This is a genomic window from Erwinia sp. MYb375 (assembly GCF_037479175.1).
Classification (GTDB): Bacteria; Pseudomonadota; Gammaproteobacteria; order Enterobacterales; family Enterobacteriaceae; genus Erwinia; species Erwinia rhapontici.
This window is the reverse complement of the sequence record NZ_JBBGZS010000023.1, coordinates 108,779-124,436: the sequence shown is the minus strand read 5'-3', so window position 1 is coordinate 124,436 and position 15,658 is coordinate 108,779. Positions and strand designations below refer to the sequence as shown.

Genomic DNA, 15,658 nt, shown 5'->3' with positions numbered 1-15,658 from the left:
TGGGGGCGAGGTACACCTCACCATCACATGCGCGTTGATAATGGGTCAGGCATGCCTGACCCCTACGTTAGTTTCGTGGGGGCGAGATACGCCTCATCATTACATATACTTTTGTAGGGGCGAGGCACGCCTCGCCCGGCCCTGCCGGAACCAGCAAAGAAGGAGAACCAGGATGCGCAAGCGTCGCAGTAGCGGTCGGGTGACGCTGCAGGATGTCGCCGATTATGTCGGCGTCGGGGCCATGACCGTGTCGCGCGTGATGCGCACACCGGAGCTGGTGTCAGACAGTGTTCGTAACAAAGTAGAACAGGCCGCCCGCGCACTGGGCTATCAGGCCAACCCGGAAGCCAGCGAACTGGCAGCCGGGCGCAGCGACCGTGTCACCTTGCAGGATGTCGCCCGCCATGCCGGTATCGGCCCGATGACGGTATCGCGCGCGCTGCGCGATCCGAGCCAGGTCTCTGAAGCCTCGCTCATCAAAATCCAACAGGCGGTCGCGACCCTCGGCTACGTACCCAATCAGGCCGCCAGCACGCTCGCCTCGTCCCAGTTGCATACCGTGGCCGTGCTCTACCCCTTTCAGCACGATCGTGCCAGCACCCGCTTTGTTCAGGCACTGCAACAAACCCTGAGTAAACAGCCTTTCCAGCTGATCATGGCCTGCCATGAATATCATCAGTACGGTGAAACGCCGCTGGTGGAAAAACTGCTGCAAAACCGCCCTTCCGCCCTGGTACTGTTCGGGGCGCAGCTCTCCAAAAAGACCTGCGAACTGATTGAATCCGCTGAGCTGGTGACGGTTAACGTCTGCGGCGCGGAGCGTTTTTCTGCCGATATCACCCTCGATATCGCCATCAACGATGCGGCCGAACGTCTGACGGCGCATCTGCTGGATAAAGGCTATCGCCGCATCGGCTTTATTGGCGCGCACACGGATAACCGCCTGCACAAACAGCAGCTGAACGGCTGGCATAAAGCGATGCTGATGCACTATCAGAATGCGGACCTGATGATCACCGTGCCGGATGCGCCAAGCCTGGAGTTTGGCCGCTATGCGCTGGGGCAGCTACTGCAAAATCAGCCGGATCTGGATGCGATTATCTGTAGCCATGAAGAGATTGCTTTTGGTGTACTGTCTGAGTGTCAGCGGCGACTGTTGAAGGTACCCTATGATATGGCGGTGGCCTGCCTTGATGGCTCGGCTAACTGCGATCACACTTTCCCGGCGCTGACCTCAATGCGACTGAATTACGAAAAGCTGGGCCAGCAGGTGGGCCAGCAGCTGATGGCGATGCTGGACAATGCCCCGCAGCCGCAGGAAGAACAGGTGAGATTCAGCCTGGAACCCGGTGCCAGCAGCTAACATACCCTGAATAATTCGAGGTGCGTTGAGGCGGCAGAGAGCGAATCCCGATGAGCTTACACAGGTAAGTGATTCGGGTGAGTGAACGTCGCCAACAAAGAGGCAGCTTGAAGTATGACGGGTATAAATTAAACGATGCAAGGAGAGACCATGACTTATCCCGTAGCGCGATCCCTGACCGTCACCGAAGCGCTCGACAGCCTCGAAAACCATTACAACGCGGCGGTCGATGCCCTGCGCGACGCCATCACGGCGTTTATCGCTGACGGCAGCCTGCCTGATGCCACACAGCGCGCAGCTGGCCTGTTTGTTTATCCGCAACTGCGCGTCACCTGGGACGGCGTGGCCCCCTCCCAGCGCCTGACCCGCGCCTTTGGTCGCTTCACCCGCGCAGGCAGCTACAGCACCACCATTACCCGCCCGGCCCTGCTGCGCCACTACCTCAGCGATCAGCTCACGCTGCTGACCCAGGAGTATCAGGTGCAGATTGACGTGCTGCCATCGCAGCAGGAGATCCCCTTCCCGTATGTGATTGACGGTTCCGGCCTGGCGCTGGATCGCAGCATGAGCGCCGGGATCGCCCAGCATTTCCCAACCACCGAGCTGTCGCAGATTGGCGATGAGAATGCCGACGGACTGCTACCGCCGGGTGAAACCTTCCCGCTGTCGCACTTCGATGCCCTGCGCACCGACTTCTCGCTGGCACGCCTGCGCCACTACACCGGCACGCCGGTGGAAGATTTCCAGCCCTACGTGCTGTTCACCAACTACACGCGTTATGTCGATGAGTTTGTGCTGTGGGCCTGCGAGCAGATTGCCGACCCGACGTCACCGTATCTGGCGCTCTCCTGCGCGGGCGGCACCACCATCACGCATGATACGCCGCACCCGGAACAGACGGTGTCTGACCTCGCCTGGAAAAAACACCAGATGCCCGCCTGGCACCTGATCGGCAAAGACGGCCAGGGCATAACGCTGGTGAATATCGGTGTGGGCCCGTCGAATGCCAAAACCATCTGTGACCATCTCGCCGTGCTGCGCCCTCATGCCTGGCTGATGATCGGCCACTGCGGCGGACTGCGCGAGAGCCAGACCATCGGCGACTACGTGCTGGCGCACGCCTATCTGCGTGACGACCATGTGCTGGATGCCGTGCTGCCGCCGGATATTCCTATCCCGAGCATTGCCGAAGTGCAGCGCGCGCTGTATGACGCCACCAAACTGGTGAGCGGGATGCCAGGTGAAGCGGTGAAAGAACGCCTGCGCACCGGCACCGTGGTGACCACCGACGACCGCAACTGGGAGCTACGTTATTCGGCTTCCGCGCTGCGCTTCAACCTCAGCCGCGCCGTTGCCGTCGATATGGAAAGCGCCACCATTGCCGCCCAGGGTTACCGCTTCCGCGTGCCTTACGGCACCCTGCTGTGCGTGTCCGATAAGCCGCTGCACGGCGAAATTAAGCTGCCGGGCCAGGCAAACCGCTTCTATGAGGGTGCCATTTCCGAGCATTTGCAGATAGGCATTCGCGCCATCGACCTGCTGCGCGCAGAGGGCGACCGCCTGCACTCGCGTAAGCTGCGCACGTTTAATGAACCGCCGTTCAGGTGATGATGGGTTAAGAAATCGCTTCTGCCTGTGAGGTAAGCGCGGTTTGGATGATTTTGGAATGCTGTCCCGTTGAGGGATGGCATTTTTTTGGTGTGGGTGTTAGTGGACTGATGGCGGCTTAGAGCGAGGAATGGACGTTTTATCGAGCATTCCAGTCGAGCACAGTAACAACGCCAATATTTATAATAGCTGTCAGTAATAATGCTAAATAGCTGTGCCTAATATCGCTACACTTTTGCCAGACCATGCTTAGGGCTTGAAGCTGACGTCCAGTTGAAAATCAAAAATGATTGCTACTAGGTCAGTGGCGATGCACTCTCTAAGGCCGAGAATTTTTGAGAGAAAAAGTTGTCGATATGAATTTTATTCTCATAATGAACCATGATTCGAAACAGTTATTATAAAATAAGGTAATATCTTTTTTAAGATCAGATAATCAGGAGAAAAGATATGTTGGCAGTAATCAAGGATTTCTTCAGTATCCAAGTGGTTTCCGTAGCTGTTCTTGCCATCATCGGGGCGATTACAAAAAAATATATTCAGTTTCATCGCAGAGACTTTTTTTCACGCTCATCATCTGAGCAGATAAAAGCAGTCAAATGGCTTAGGAACTCTTCTGCGCCGTCGTCCGATCCGTTAGCCAAGGCTGAACAACAGTTTCGTTTACAGTCGTTCGGGCTACATAGAGATCGGTATTTATCTCATAAAATCCTATGCTTATGTTCAGAAAGTGCACAGTCATTGATTCCATCTCTTAAGACAGTCTTACGCTATCAGGGTATGTACATTACTTCTGACGGAAATATATATCCCCATAAATTTCATAAGTGGTTTTTACCGCTGGCATTATTGTGTTTACTAATATTCATAAGTGCAGAGATATACAGATATTCCTTACATAGTAATGGCATGGAATTTTTAAAGTCTCTTTTCATCTTTGTTGTGGGTTTGATAGTATGGTGCTGGGTAACTGTTTGTGCTTGGAAAATATCCAGTATCAGTAAAAAAATTAATTTTTACACTCTACCCGTAAACAGTGTTAAATCTAGCTCAGAAGATTTCAGTTTAATACTTAACAATGAATATCCTTAATCTGGCATTAACGCGTCAGAAAAATAAGATATTAATGCCTCAAAAACAGCGTGAATTACTTCACACGCTTGCCTGGTCCTTCAGGCAGGCAATAGTTGCACATTCAGATTATCATTTAAATCTCATACTAGAGGTAGATAAAAGCCGCTATCGAAACTTCCGCTTTTGGCACGAAACGGCCGAACTAACTAAGCAGAAGGTCTGCTGTGAGCGAGGAGCGGACCTTTCAGACACTGATGCGTCAGATAGCGGGAAGCTGCTCAAAAATGAATGCAAGGGACATTCTTGCTTGCTGCGATCACATCCATTTGCTTCGATGACGATCTAAAAGCTGCTTTACGCAGAGGAAAAACTTCCAATTGGCAGAAACTTGATATAACTCTACAAATGAGTGTTTTGGATAATTGCTCTACAATAAAAACTTGAAGCCTTAAAGCAAGAGAATAAAGTACTAATGCTACAGATTTTAGGTGGTAAGCACTGAAATTTCATGATTTAAGTGGGGAAAGGCATGGAGTTGACAAAGGAATTTGCATATCAAGCGATTGCAGAGTTTTTTACTGAGAAGCCGTTTGTTTTGTTTGGCACAGGAACTTCATGTGCACTTGATCTGAATTTTGGGATGCCAGCTCTAGAGCGTCACCTTCGAGCTAATCTGACCAGTGGTATAACAGACACTCAGGCACAACAATGGCAGCAAGTTGTCTCTGCGCTCGATGCGGGTAGCCATGATTTTGAATCCGCTATGGACTTCATCAAGGATGAGGCTCTGACCACTCGAATAGTCGAACTAACTGCAAGTTTTGTTGCGTATCACGATAACGTTCACGCCCATCAAATCATTTCAGGGTTACGTGATTGGCCCGCTGGTTCACTACTGAAAAAGCTCGTTGAGACTCTACCACAGGCCGATAAACAACTTCATGTCGCAACGCCCAATTACGATTTATTAGCTGAGTACGCCTTTGTTCGACACAAGATTCCATATATTACGGGATTTTACGGGGGCTTTCTTCAACGTTATGACTGGAGTGAAGCGAGAAAGTCAGTTCAATCTATCCATAAAGGTTTAGGCAGGCCTAGGCAACCACCAAGAATCGTTGAATGCAAACATGTTCGACTACACAAACCGCATGGCTCGTTAAATACGTTTGAATGGGAAGCTCACCTTATTGAGTGTAATAGCTGGATCCTCAACAAACCTGAAAACGTTATGCGAGCTATGATCACTCCTGGCACAGCAAAATATCAGCGATTACACAAAGATAGGGCACAGTTGGCTGAATATGATAACGCTGTCGGAAACCATACCTGTTTTCTGTTTTTAGGATTTGGCTTTAACGATTCCCAACTTGTAAATAACGTATTTAGGCAAAAACTTGAACAAGATCAGTGCCGTGCGTTGGTGATCACTCGGGATTCAAATCCAAGAATCGAGGAATGGTTAGATAAATGCCCAAATATGTGGCTTATCTGCAAACAGACAAATTCAGATAAAAGCAGAATCTACAATTCAAAGTTTGAAAACTGGCTGCATGTAGATGACAAGGAATTATGGCGTTTTGACGCTTTCACTAACGAGTTCTTAGGGGGGTAACATGGCTCTTTTTACTTTTAATGATGACAGCTACATACTTGGCAATATTCGTGAAGTTGACACCAGAAAAGTAACCATTCTGGTAAATAGTGACAAGGATCTGCGCAAGGCCAGAGTTGGACAGCTCGTAACAGTGCAACTCAGCGGAGCAACAGAATGTTGGCTCATTGGCATGATTGATAAAGTAATCAAAGCAGTAGTCGCCCAACCCCTCACCCTAGAAGTGCAAGAAGATGATGCTGACGAGATAGACGCTTTTGAAGATAGCGTAGTCAACACAGTCAAGATTACGTTAATGGGAGGGGCCCGATGGGATGCAATTGATCAAAAGTATAAGTTTTCAAGATCGCTAGATCACGTTCCTGAAATCGACTCGACCTGTTACATACTTAAAGATGCTCACCTAGAAGAATTCATGCGTGTGATTTCTGAATGTGGCAATGGAGAGGAGTCGCTTGAATTGGGTTCTTATAAGCTCAATGAGAATGCACGCGCTTATGTTGATGGCAATAAGTTATTTCAGCGACATGCTGCTCTACTTGGTAGCACGGGTTCTGGTAAATCGTGGACGGTTGCTTCGATTCTTGAAAGAAGCTCGCGACTACCATCTTCAAACCTTGTGGTATTCGATTTACACGGTGAATACAAAGAACTTTCCTATGCGAAACAATTGAGAATACCAGGGCCGGATGAGGTTGATATAGATGATGATTCACTACTCTTCCTACCTTATTGGTTGCTCAATTCAGAAGAGATTCAGTCATTATTCGTTGACCGAAGTGAATTCAGCGCGCATAACCAAGTTGTGGTTGTTCAAGATGCAATTACCGAGCAAAAGAAAACTTTCCTGCAAGCGAATGGTAGAGCCGACCTGTTACAGTCTTTTACACTCGACAGTCCAATTCCATATTCTCTGAATGATGTCATTGGAAAACTAAAATATTTAAATGAAGAGAAGGTCGATGGCTCAAGAGGTCCTAAAAACGGCCCTTTCAACGGCGAATTCTCCAGGCTGCTAGTTCGCTTGGCAAGCCGTTTAAACGACCGACGTTATGGTTTTCTCTTTAATAGTCCTGATAAATACAACCAATACGATTCGTTGAGCATGATTGCTGAAAAACTGATGGAGTTTGGCGAGCAAAAAAAAAGCATAAAAGTAATCGACTTTTCAGAAGTTCCGGCCGATATCCTGCCAGTAATCATTGGGTTGGTTGCCCGTATCATCTATCAGGTTCAATTCTGGACTGATCCGAAAAATCGCAGACCAGTTGCCTTTGTCTGTGATGAGGCGCATCTATACCTACCAAGAAAAGAAGGTAACCCAGTTGAACGCAGAGCGGTTGAAGCATTTGAAAAAATCGCTAAAGAAGGACGTAAATATGGCGTTGCGTTGATGATTGTAAGCCAGAGACCTTCAGATGTAAGTGCCACCATTCTCAGCCAGTGTAACAACATCATTTCTCTGCGTTTAACGAACGCGGATGATCAAGCGACCGTGCGCAAGTTGCTACCCGAAAGTTTGGAGAGCCTCTTAGAGGCACTCCCAATCATGGATGTTGGAGAAGCCATGGTTGTGGGTGATTCGGTGCTCCTGCCAAGCAGGATTAAAATTGACCCTCCAACTGAAAAACCGTTAAGTGCAACAATAGATTTTTGGTCTCGTTGGCAAGAGAACGTTACCAATGCAGACTTTACATTGGCAGTAGAAAACATGCGTCGACAAAATCGAATAAAGTTATAAACCGAAAATACCCCTCGAACGAGGGGTATTAGCAAGCTAGGTTTGTTAAACCCTTCTTCATATGGTGTTGTATCCCTCAAAGCATTTTGAAAAAAACTATGACAGCCCTCTCGTTGATTAATACATTATGCTGCCAGCAGCGTCCATTTCTGACATAAGCAGTCTACTGCAACTTCAGCAGGCTGCTATGAGCGAGGAGCAGACGTTGAGACACATAATAAATCGTCTCAATTTTCAACTTTTCTGACCCTTAAAGTCCTGAGAAGTAAATCAGACAAACTCCAATGCCCAAGATCCCTGAGATGCTTCTTCTGAGCAATGATACTTCCATTAGCTCAAGGGGCCCCAAAAGATGTTCATTGCCTAGAATTTGCAGACGAGGTGGTACGGCTGTACTGGATAGGAACCGAATCAGCCAGGCTTCTTTCCACTACAGTACTCTGTCCCGGAAGGTAGGAGCTGTCTACACCACCGTCCCTGCAGCGCTAATGCGGAGATAGCACTCCGCTCAGTAAGGCTTGTACTTTCATAAACCGCAATAGTTTTTAGCTTAGGCCTTAATGTAAAGTTAATAATTGATTCAGGCAGTTATGTAATTTCGTAGTTCTAAATGTGCGCTGATCGTAACTCATACGCATATAACTATCTATCTCATCCAGACGCATGTTCTTATTTACAGAAACATCCGTTCCATACATCATTTTTAATATGCATGTGAAATCATGTCCATTGCATATAGAAAAGTGGTCTGGAGACATTAATTCTAATTTACGTATTTCATTAAATAAGTCTGCTGCATTAAAATCCCCACCGGCGGGGCTTTTATTAACCACATGGTTTATATACTCATTCTCATCCACTACAACATCTGTTCTATTAATACTTACAAAATCCCTGTATTTTAATCCTTTGAAATTAAGATTGCTATGTGTAAGATAATTGTACCATTTAAGAAGCCCGATTTTATAACATGCACAAAGGATATTCATCTTTACATCACGACAAAATGTCTCAGCCAACTCCCCTTGAATTAGTTTTCTATCTGTGTGTGACATAATAAATTTATCAACCACGCCACCTTTCACTAACATCATTTCAAGATCATGAGCATCAGTATAAAAAACCCCCTCGTAATTTATTCCACTTAACTCATCAAAATCAGCGTCACATACACCATACACAGCATCATTGCCTGCATGACGTAATTGACTAACAGCCGATATTACCTCACGTTTTCCATTTTCTGGCGATTCATAAATTATCCTATTATCAAGTCGGTATGCATTAAAAAATCGGATATCTGTAATGCCCTCAACTAGAATCAATATACGACATCGATTCATTTCGCTTCTGAATAAAAGCATCATACTACTCAGCCAATCATCTTCGCTAACAGCATCGCGTAATGACATCATTTACTCTTTTCCTTCTGAAGACTGTTGGCTTTCATTTCTATTTTTAATCATTTCATAAAGATCGTATGTTAATTCCCAATTTTTACTGATTACTTGTGGTGAGTGAGTAGCAATAATGACCTTTTCATACTGGTTGATTTTTTGTATTTTTTTGAGAGAATCTAAGAAAGTTTGTTGCCAAGCGACATGCAATGATATCTCAGGCTCATCGATAAGAATTACTTTTTGTAAAACCAGATCGAAAATTAAATTAAAAAGAAGAACCACTTGGTTTTGTTCACCCGATGAAAGCATATTTCGATCAATAAAATCACCGTTTAAACTTTCGAAATAAAATCCGTTCTTTTTATCAATCACCACCTGTTTAAAAGCTAAGATCTTTTCTTGCAAGATTGATTCAAATAAATCAATCTTTTGATGTAATGTCTGAAACGGTGACAGTTTACCAAGGGCATCTTCAATGTATAGATCCAAAACACCTAGATATTCATTACTACTATAAAGACTTGTGCTTTTTTCAGGCATTAGATTATTTTCAGACTGAATAAGACCATACCGCATGTAATGACGACGCTTATCTTGAATTCCATTTAAGCGCGCCTCAATATTTCCTGATGAAAATCGTTTTTGTTGTTCTAAACGATCAAATAATCGGATAGGAAATGTAGCGTCTAATTTTTGTGATAATGCAGCGGAATCATCTTGTGCGCTTTCCATCAAATCTTTTAACTTTCTTGCACATAAATCAATGACTGTTTCATCATCAGCCCTGACTTGTAATCGATCTGCACATATGAAAGATACGTCTTTTTTCGATGTAATGTGACCTAACACCTTCGAAGTTAATAATTTATCCAGTTGTGGTTTTTGCTTTGGTTTAGCTTCCCTCCCATGCCAGCTTATATAAAATACATCTTCCGTACTGGATTCATCTTTTTCTAACTTGAGTCTTTCAGTCGTAGTGCTTCCAGAATTATTATCTAGATAATTCAGTGTCAAGCCATCTTTCTTGGTGTCATGAGTAATTGAAACTGAGCCACTTTGAAATTCAATCTTAATTAAATCAAACTTAAGTTTGCAGAGGATATTCAATTCATTTGCAAGAATACCATTGATTATTTTAAGAATCATCGTCTTGCCATATCCATTTGGACCTGTAAGTATAGTAATCTCATTGTTATCCAAGGGGATTTCATAATCAAGGAGACCAAATAGTTTGTTTATTTTTAAATGTATTAATTTCAAGTCAAGCCCCTTATATTGATGATTGATTACAATTATTTATCACATTGCTTCAGAAGGTGCATTCTACTTATTAAATTAATACAAAACAAATAGATTTGAAGTATTCACCTTTTATCTCCACGTTCTCATACCTAGCATCGGAAACCGTAACCTGAAGCTATGAACCCGTCGTCAAGCCGTTTCCATTAAGGCTATGCACCACCTTACTGATTAGCCATGCCTATTTGTCTATCACGCGTTTAAAGCTTTTACTGCTTACGCCGTTAGACCAATCCCGCGCACGGCGATTTTCCCGCACTTTGTTTCTGAGCCCCGTTCACATACACCCAGCAGGTGAGCTGGCCTGCCGCTACCGCTGGTGTAAGTATCCCTGCAAAGCGAACAATCCTTTATTACTCTCTCCACAAACACCTTCGATTGATTAACGCAGAAACGTCCGCCTCTGGCACACAGCAGACACTCAACAACGCACCAAAATCTGACTATCACCGCCAGTCCCCCTGTTACACCCGCACCCCGTTACACCTGTCACACCCCCCCCCGCCTTTTCCCCTTCCCTCCAGCGCCCTCCTTACCCTACTTCAAAAAAATCAACAACTTACCCACCACCCCATTCCTGGCACGCTTTTCGCACTATGCAGCCCTGAGTTCCTGATCCGGCCGCATCAATGGCAATGGACAGGATGTTGACCAATCTCAAGGGAAAAGAAGATGAAAGCAGCACGTTGGTATAAAGCGCATGACATCCGTATTGACGATATCGAAGAACCCCAGGTTTCTGCAGGCAAGGTAAAAATCAAAGTGGCATGGACCGGGATCTGCGGCAGCGACCTTCACGAATACCTCGCCGGGCCGATCTTCGTTCCGGTCGATAAGCCTCATAAAATCAGCCACGACATTGCCCCTATCGTTATGGGCCACGAGTTCTCTGGCGAAGTGGTCGAAGTCGGTACCGGCATCAGCAAATTCAAAGCCGGTGACCGTGTGGTGGTGGAGCCGATCCTTGCATGTCGTGAATGCGAAGCCTGCCGCGAAGGCAAATACAACCTGTGTGGCGACCTGGGCTTCCACGGCCTGTCCGGCGGTGGTGGTGGTTTCTCCTCCTTCACTACCGTGGATGAGCACATGGTGCACCGTATGCCAGACGGTCTCTCTTACGAGCAGGGTGCGCTGGTCGAGCCTGCCGCCGTGGCGCTGCACGCGGTGCGTATGAGCAAGCTGAAAGCCGGTGACAAAGCGGCCGTATTTGGTGCCGGCCCTATCGGTCTGCTGGTGATTGAAGCCCTGCGTGCTGCGGGTGCCTCTGAGATTTACGTGGTGGAACTGTCACCGCAGCGTGGCGAGAAAGCGCGTGAGCTGGGTGCCAACGTGGTGATTGATCCGAGCAAACAGGATGCGGTTGCCACCATTCGTGAACTGAGCAAAGGCGGCGTGGATGTCGCATTCGAAGTGACCGGCGTGCCGGTGGTGCTGAAGCAGTGCATCGACAGCACCCGTTACGAAGGCGAAACCATCATTGTCTCTATCTGGGAAGGTGAAGCCTCATTCCACCCGAACAAAGTGGTGCTGGCCGAGCGTAACGTCAAAGGCATCATCGCTTACCGTCATATCTTCCCGGCGGTAATGGAGCTGATGACCCAGGGCTACTTCCAGGCTGAGAAGCTGGTCACCAAGCGCATTGAGCTGAAAGATCTGGTAACCGAAGGGTTTGAAGCGCTGGTGAAAGAGAAAAATCAGGTGAAAATCCTGGTTCGTCCACCGCAGTAATCCCGGTATCGGGGTGGCCGTAACAGAGGGTCACCCCTTGAGGGCTTACCACAAAAATGGATGGCTTCCCGTCTGACGTCAGGTCCGGGGCCAGTTTGAGCACGCCGGAGCGGCAAAATCCGCCTCCCTGCGGGCCTCGGCATGCGACGTCCTGTCGCGTGACGTCCGGCTTACCTCAAACTGGCCCCATCCCCGCAAGAGAGTGCTCGCTGTCAGTTTTAAAGCCGCCACGACATGACGATCTCCGCGAATTGATTGGGTTTGGGTGCTGACCTGGGTTTTGACGTTGAGGCGGCATTCAGCAGCGCTGAGGAAGCACAGCGGGAAAGCGAAACGCCCTTGACCTGGCCGTTAAGCCCCTTACAGGACGACCGAAAAAGAGAGTCCGCCACTGCGGATTAATCTCAGCATTATCGATTAATCAGCAACACGCTTAATTTCAGCATTCTCGCCACGCTGAATATATTCACTATCATCCGTCGTGTAACTGGTATCGGTTTGGTTGTAGTGCGATATCCATAACAGCCATTTTTTTTCGACACAATTAGCGCCAGGCTTAAGACTGTCAAGACAGCGCAAATCATTGTCGCTGGCCCTGTGCTGCAGAAACTGAAAACCATCACCTGCCTCACCAATTAACACCATCCACCGCTTATCACTGCCAATAAACGGCATGTTATATTTTTCTTTTAATAACTCTTTGTTATCCTGCCACCATGCAATTCTCGATTTAGCCGCCATGGGAAAGTTATCCACAAAAAAGTAACCCTCATTCCATTCGCGGACAGTATTGACAATTTTCACTGGCCTGAGGAAAAAATACAGTATGATAAGAGCGGCAACCAAAATGACAGTAGCCGGCACGACTCTTTCAAAACGTTGCTGACTCGTCTTTATTTTTGAATTAATCATAGCGATTCCTGTTATTTCTTAACCGACCGACATAGCCTTGCTATCAGTCGGCTAACAAAGGTAACTTTAATCAGCAACACGCTTAATTTCAGCATTCTCACCACGCTGAATATATTCACCATCATCCGTAGTGTATCTGGTGTCGACTTGATTGAAGTGCGATATCCATAGCAGCCATTTTTTTTCGACACAATTGGCGCCAGGCTTTAGACTGTCAAAACAGCGTAAATCATTGTCGCTGGCTCTGTGCTGCAGAAACTGAAACCCATCACCTACTTCGCTAACTAACACGGTCCACGGGTATTTACTGCCAATAAAGGGCAAGTTATATTTTTCTTTCAATAACGCTTTATTATCCAGCCACCATGCAATTCTCGCTTTATCAGTTATTGGAAAATTTTCCACAAATAGATAAATTCGGCTTCCCTCCCGTACAAAACTGATTATTTTCACGGGAACCAGAGAAATATATAAAAAATAAATAAAACCAAAAAAAATCAATACAAATAAGATTGTTTTTTTAAACGATCTTATCTCATTATTTTTATTTGACTTGGTCATATCGATTTCCCTTTACTGATATACTGGCATTCATTTCCGTAATGAATGGCTTAAATGAATACTTTTCATAATGTTGCAGTAAAAACCAGATGCGAAAAATTCTAAACTGCCTGTAAACCGGGTTCAAAACATCTTTGGAATCCAGCCCAAAATGATCCTGGGCTCGATAGTGAATGGTAGCAGAATAGTTATCCCCTTTGATGACAAGTGATTTTAACGTAATCGTAGTTGCCCACACATCATGAACGCTGATCGTGAGTGAGTTGACTCGATCTACCCACTTATTGAATTTTGGAAGCACTGAGTCCAGAATATCTTCTGAAAACTTAGACTTGTTTTTACTATCGTAACGTCCTATCTCCCAGTTAATAGACTCAGATAATGTTTTCTTGATTTTCAGAAGTGAGCTATCTCTTGATGAATCGTTCACTATCTGCTCCTTATACGCACTATCTAACAAGTGGCTACTAAATACCTTGCCATTACCTGTCTGCATATGAGTAATTAACTTCTCGATTAGTCCGCGATAAGGGCCAACAAATGAAAACACCCTCGATAACTCGCGAAACTCATCAAATAAAATATCCGATCGTTCTTTCACTGAAAGCGGTTGTGATGCCCACTGATTAAAGAGAGTGAAACGCGATGCGGTAATCCTCTCACCCGTGTAAGGATTTACCCTTGCGGAAACGTCCCTTAGCTTGAAATCGGTTTTCAGACGAGATTCTGACACGTCGCCATAGCGCATATCATCGGCACTGTATTCATCCATGCGGTTCATCGTCTCAAACAGACGACAGGGAAGAGAAATGGCAGGCTGCTTAAACAGCGTGTTGGGATCAAACGATTGTTCTGACACAGAGCAACTCCTTTTGCTTTACCCCTTCATTATGTAGGGGAATAGAGAAGCGCCTAATATAGCCTGGTTTTTCCGTAAATTTTCATGCTGCGCAATAAATCAGATTTTACACCAGTCGGAATTCTTACTGCCGTTGAGGGTGACGCAGGCCGTGACCGGACAACAGAAGCAAAGCGATCAACACCATCCCGCCCGTCCCCGGCCTGCCGGGTGGCGGGTCGATCATTCTTTCGATCGGCCCGTGATGATGATGTGTACCATGGGTCAGGTCCGTGTTGCTAGCCGACCGAAACGGAAGATCGACCACTGAGGGAGCCCCTGCAATATTAATGGCTGACAGCCTGACGTCAGGTCCGGGGCCAGTTTGAGCACGCCGGATCGGCAAAATCCGCCTCCCTGCGGGCCTCGGCATGCGACGTCCTGTCGCGTGACGTCCGGCTTACCTCAAACTGGCCCCATCCCCGCAGAACCGTTGCTCGCTGTGGATTTTAAAACCGCAACAGTATGACGCTCTCTGTGTATTGGTTTGGGTTTTGATCTGGGTTTTGACGTTGAGCCGGCATTCAGCAGCGCTGAGGAAGCGCAGCGGGAAAGCGAAACGCCCTTGACGTTGACCTGGCCGTTAAGCACCTACAGGCCGACCGAAAAAGAGGGTCGGCCTCTACAGATCATTTCGCTCTTGTTTGGTGGGGAGACCTCAGACCTGACGCAATTCTGATCGCGATAAAAACCTTCAGCCCTATGTCATCCTCGCGATCAGCGCGTCAACCACCTCATCACGCAGATACGGATGCCGGGCTGACAGCCTCTGCGCCACACTGACCGTTTTTGATGCCTGATAAAAACGCCCGCTGCCTAACGCCGCCTCAAACTGATTCGCCTGGCGATGTGCCGCCGCTAAATCACAGTCCACCAGCAGAACCGCATGGGCCAGAACCACATGGCGACGCGGTGCATCCGCATCACTGTCAGGGATTGCCCGCCAGTATTGTGCCGTTCCGGCGATTTTACGCGCCTGCGGCCCTTCGCCACAGGCGAGGTTAAAACGCCCGTCGCAGAACGATCCTTCCACCGCCTGCCAGCCCGTTACCACACCCAGCTCCGCCAGCGCATCACTTAAGATCGCGCACAGATGACGATACACGGCTTCCGCTGCCTCACCGAGGGTACGCGCGATCGGATACGCCAGGCTGAGGTTGATAATGCCCGGCCCCTGCGGCACCAGCCCGCCGCCGGATTTGCGCAGGAACACCGGGCATCCGGCTGCGGCAAACTGCTCCCGCACCGCCTCCAGCGAGCTAAAACGCCGGTAGCTGGAAGGCACCACCAGCGACTGCGGCCCGTACCACAGCTGGGCCACTTTATGGCCTGCGGCAGCCAGCGGAAACAACCCGTCCTCGGCCTCAGTCGGGTCTGCACAGAACAGTAGTCGCCCGTGTGGCAACATAAACGGGCCGTCACCCGCCACCTGAACGCTTCTCTTCATCGTCATCTCTTC

11 protein-coding genes and 1 pseudogene are annotated in these 15,658 nt (G+C 47.6%); 5 read left to right on the top strand and 7 right to left on the bottom strand.

Annotation, left to right across the window (positions count from 1 at the left end):
* The first annotated feature begins 172 nt into the window (after positions 1–172).
* From WH279_RS13570 to WH279_RS13555, 4 genes are all read left to right on the top strand, one after another.
* The gene (locus WH279_RS13570; protein WP_133843117.1) at positions 173–1,363 is read left to right on the top strand and encodes a LacI family DNA-binding transcriptional regulator; all 1,191 of its coding nucleotides are present in this window, start codon (positions 173–175) and stop codon (positions 1,361–1,363) included.
* A 150-nt stretch (positions 1,364–1,513) separates the two neighbouring features.
* Positions 1,514–2,971, top strand: coding sequence for an AMP nucleosidase (locus tag WH279_RS13565; RefSeq protein ID WP_133843115.1), 1,458 nt, complete (start codon positions 1,514–1,516; stop codon positions 2,969–2,971).
* Between the two features lie 1,603 nt (positions 2,972–4,574).
* Positions 4,575–5,660 (top strand): SIR2 family protein, encoded by a 1,086-nt coding sequence (locus WH279_RS13560; protein WP_339457225.1) that lies wholly within the window; start codon positions 4,575–4,577, stop codon positions 5,658–5,660.
* Position 5,661: 1 nt separating this feature from the next.
* Positions 5,662–7,401, top strand: coding sequence for an ATP-binding protein (locus WH279_RS13555; protein ID WP_339457223.1), 1,740 nt, complete (start codon positions 5,662–5,664; stop codon positions 7,399–7,401).
* A gap of 557 nt (positions 7,402–7,958) precedes the next feature.
* Here the strand turns inward: WH279_RS13555 and WH279_RS13550 are convergent.
* The 3 genes and pseudogenes from WH279_RS13550 to WH279_RS13540 all read right to left on the bottom strand — a co-directional run.
* Positions 7,959–8,816: a DUF4435 domain-containing protein gene (locus tag WH279_RS13550; RefSeq protein ID WP_339457221.1), complete on the bottom strand. Its 858-nt coding sequence runs from the start codon at positions 8,814–8,816 to the stop codon at positions 7,959–7,961.
* Positions 8,817–10,061, bottom strand: coding sequence for an AAA family ATPase (locus WH279_RS13545; RefSeq protein WP_339457219.1), 1,245 nt, complete (start codon positions 10,059–10,061; stop codon positions 8,817–8,819).
* A gap of 157 nt (positions 10,062–10,218) precedes the next feature.
* Positions 10,219–10,320, bottom strand: a pseudogene (locus WH279_RS13540) (late control protein); the annotation flags it as partial.
* Between the two features lie 452 nt (positions 10,321–10,772).
* Here WH279_RS13540 and WH279_RS13535 point away from each other — a divergent pair.
* The gene (locus WH279_RS13535; RefSeq protein WP_339457217.1) at positions 10,773–11,828 is read left to right on the top strand and encodes a 2,3-butanediol dehydrogenase; all 1,056 of its coding nucleotides are present in this window, start codon (positions 10,773–10,775) and stop codon (positions 11,826–11,828) included.
* A 417-nt stretch (positions 11,829–12,245) separates the two neighbouring features.
* On the opposite strand, the gene WH279_RS13530 is transcribed toward WH279_RS13535, so the two are convergent.
* The 4 genes from WH279_RS13530 to WH279_RS13515 all read right to left on the bottom strand — a co-directional run bounded on the left by WH279_RS13530 (position 12,246) and on the right by WH279_RS13515 (position 15,646).
* Positions 12,246–12,740: a DUF943 family protein gene (locus tag WH279_RS13530; RefSeq protein ID WP_339457216.1), complete on the bottom strand. Its 495-nt coding sequence runs from the start codon at positions 12,738–12,740 to the stop codon at positions 12,246–12,248.
* Positions 12,741–12,806: 66 nt separating this feature from the next.
* Positions 12,807–13,301: a DUF943 family protein gene (locus tag WH279_RS13525; RefSeq protein WP_339457214.1), complete on the bottom strand. Its 495-nt coding sequence runs from the start codon at positions 13,299–13,301 to the stop codon at positions 12,807–12,809.
* A complete protein-coding gene (locus WH279_RS13520; protein ID WP_339457212.1) occupies positions 13,285–14,160 on the bottom strand; it encodes a DUF3289 family protein in 876 nt (291 codons plus the stop codon). Before WH279_RS13520 ends, WH279_RS13525 begins: the two co-directional genes overlap by 17 nt.
* 739 nt (positions 14,161–14,899) lie before the next feature.
* Positions 14,900–15,646, bottom strand: coding sequence for a lipoyl protein ligase domain-containing protein (locus WH279_RS13515; RefSeq protein WP_445235221.1), 747 nt, complete (start codon positions 15,644–15,646; stop codon positions 14,900–14,902).
* Between the last annotated feature and the right edge of the window lie 12 nt (positions 15,647–15,658).

Coding starts and splice junctions, on each gene's coding strand:
- WH279_RS13570 (WP_133843117.1), top strand. CDS start 173: ATGCGCAAGCGTCGCAGTAGCGGTCGGGTGACGCTGCAGGATGTCGCC.
- WH279_RS13565 (WP_133843115.1), top strand. CDS start 1,514: ATGACTTATCCCGTAGCGCGATCCCTGACCGTCACCGAAGCGCTCGAC.
- WH279_RS13560 (WP_339457225.1), top strand. CDS start 4,575: ATGGAGTTGACAAAGGAATTTGCATATCAAGCGATTGCAGAGTTTTTT.
- WH279_RS13555 (WP_339457223.1), top strand. CDS start 5,662: ATGGCTCTTTTTACTTTTAATGATGACAGCTACATACTTGGCAATATT.
- WH279_RS13550 (WP_339457221.1), bottom strand. CDS start 8,816: ATGATGTCATTACGCGATGCTGTTAGCGAAGATGATTGGCTGAGTAGT.
- WH279_RS13535 (WP_339457217.1), top strand. CDS start 10,773: ATGAAAGCAGCACGTTGGTATAAAGCGCATGACATCCGTATTGACGAT.
- WH279_RS13530 (WP_339457216.1), bottom strand. CDS start 12,740: ATGATTAATTCAAAAATAAAGACGAGTCAGCAACGTTTTGAAAGAGTC.
- WH279_RS13525 (WP_339457214.1), bottom strand. CDS start 13,301: ATGACCAAGTCAAATAAAAATAATGAGATAAGATCGTTTAAAAAAACA.
- WH279_RS13515 (WP_445235221.1), bottom strand. CDS start 15,646: ATGAAGAGAAGCGTTCAGGTGGCGGGTGACGGCCCGTTTATGTTGCCA.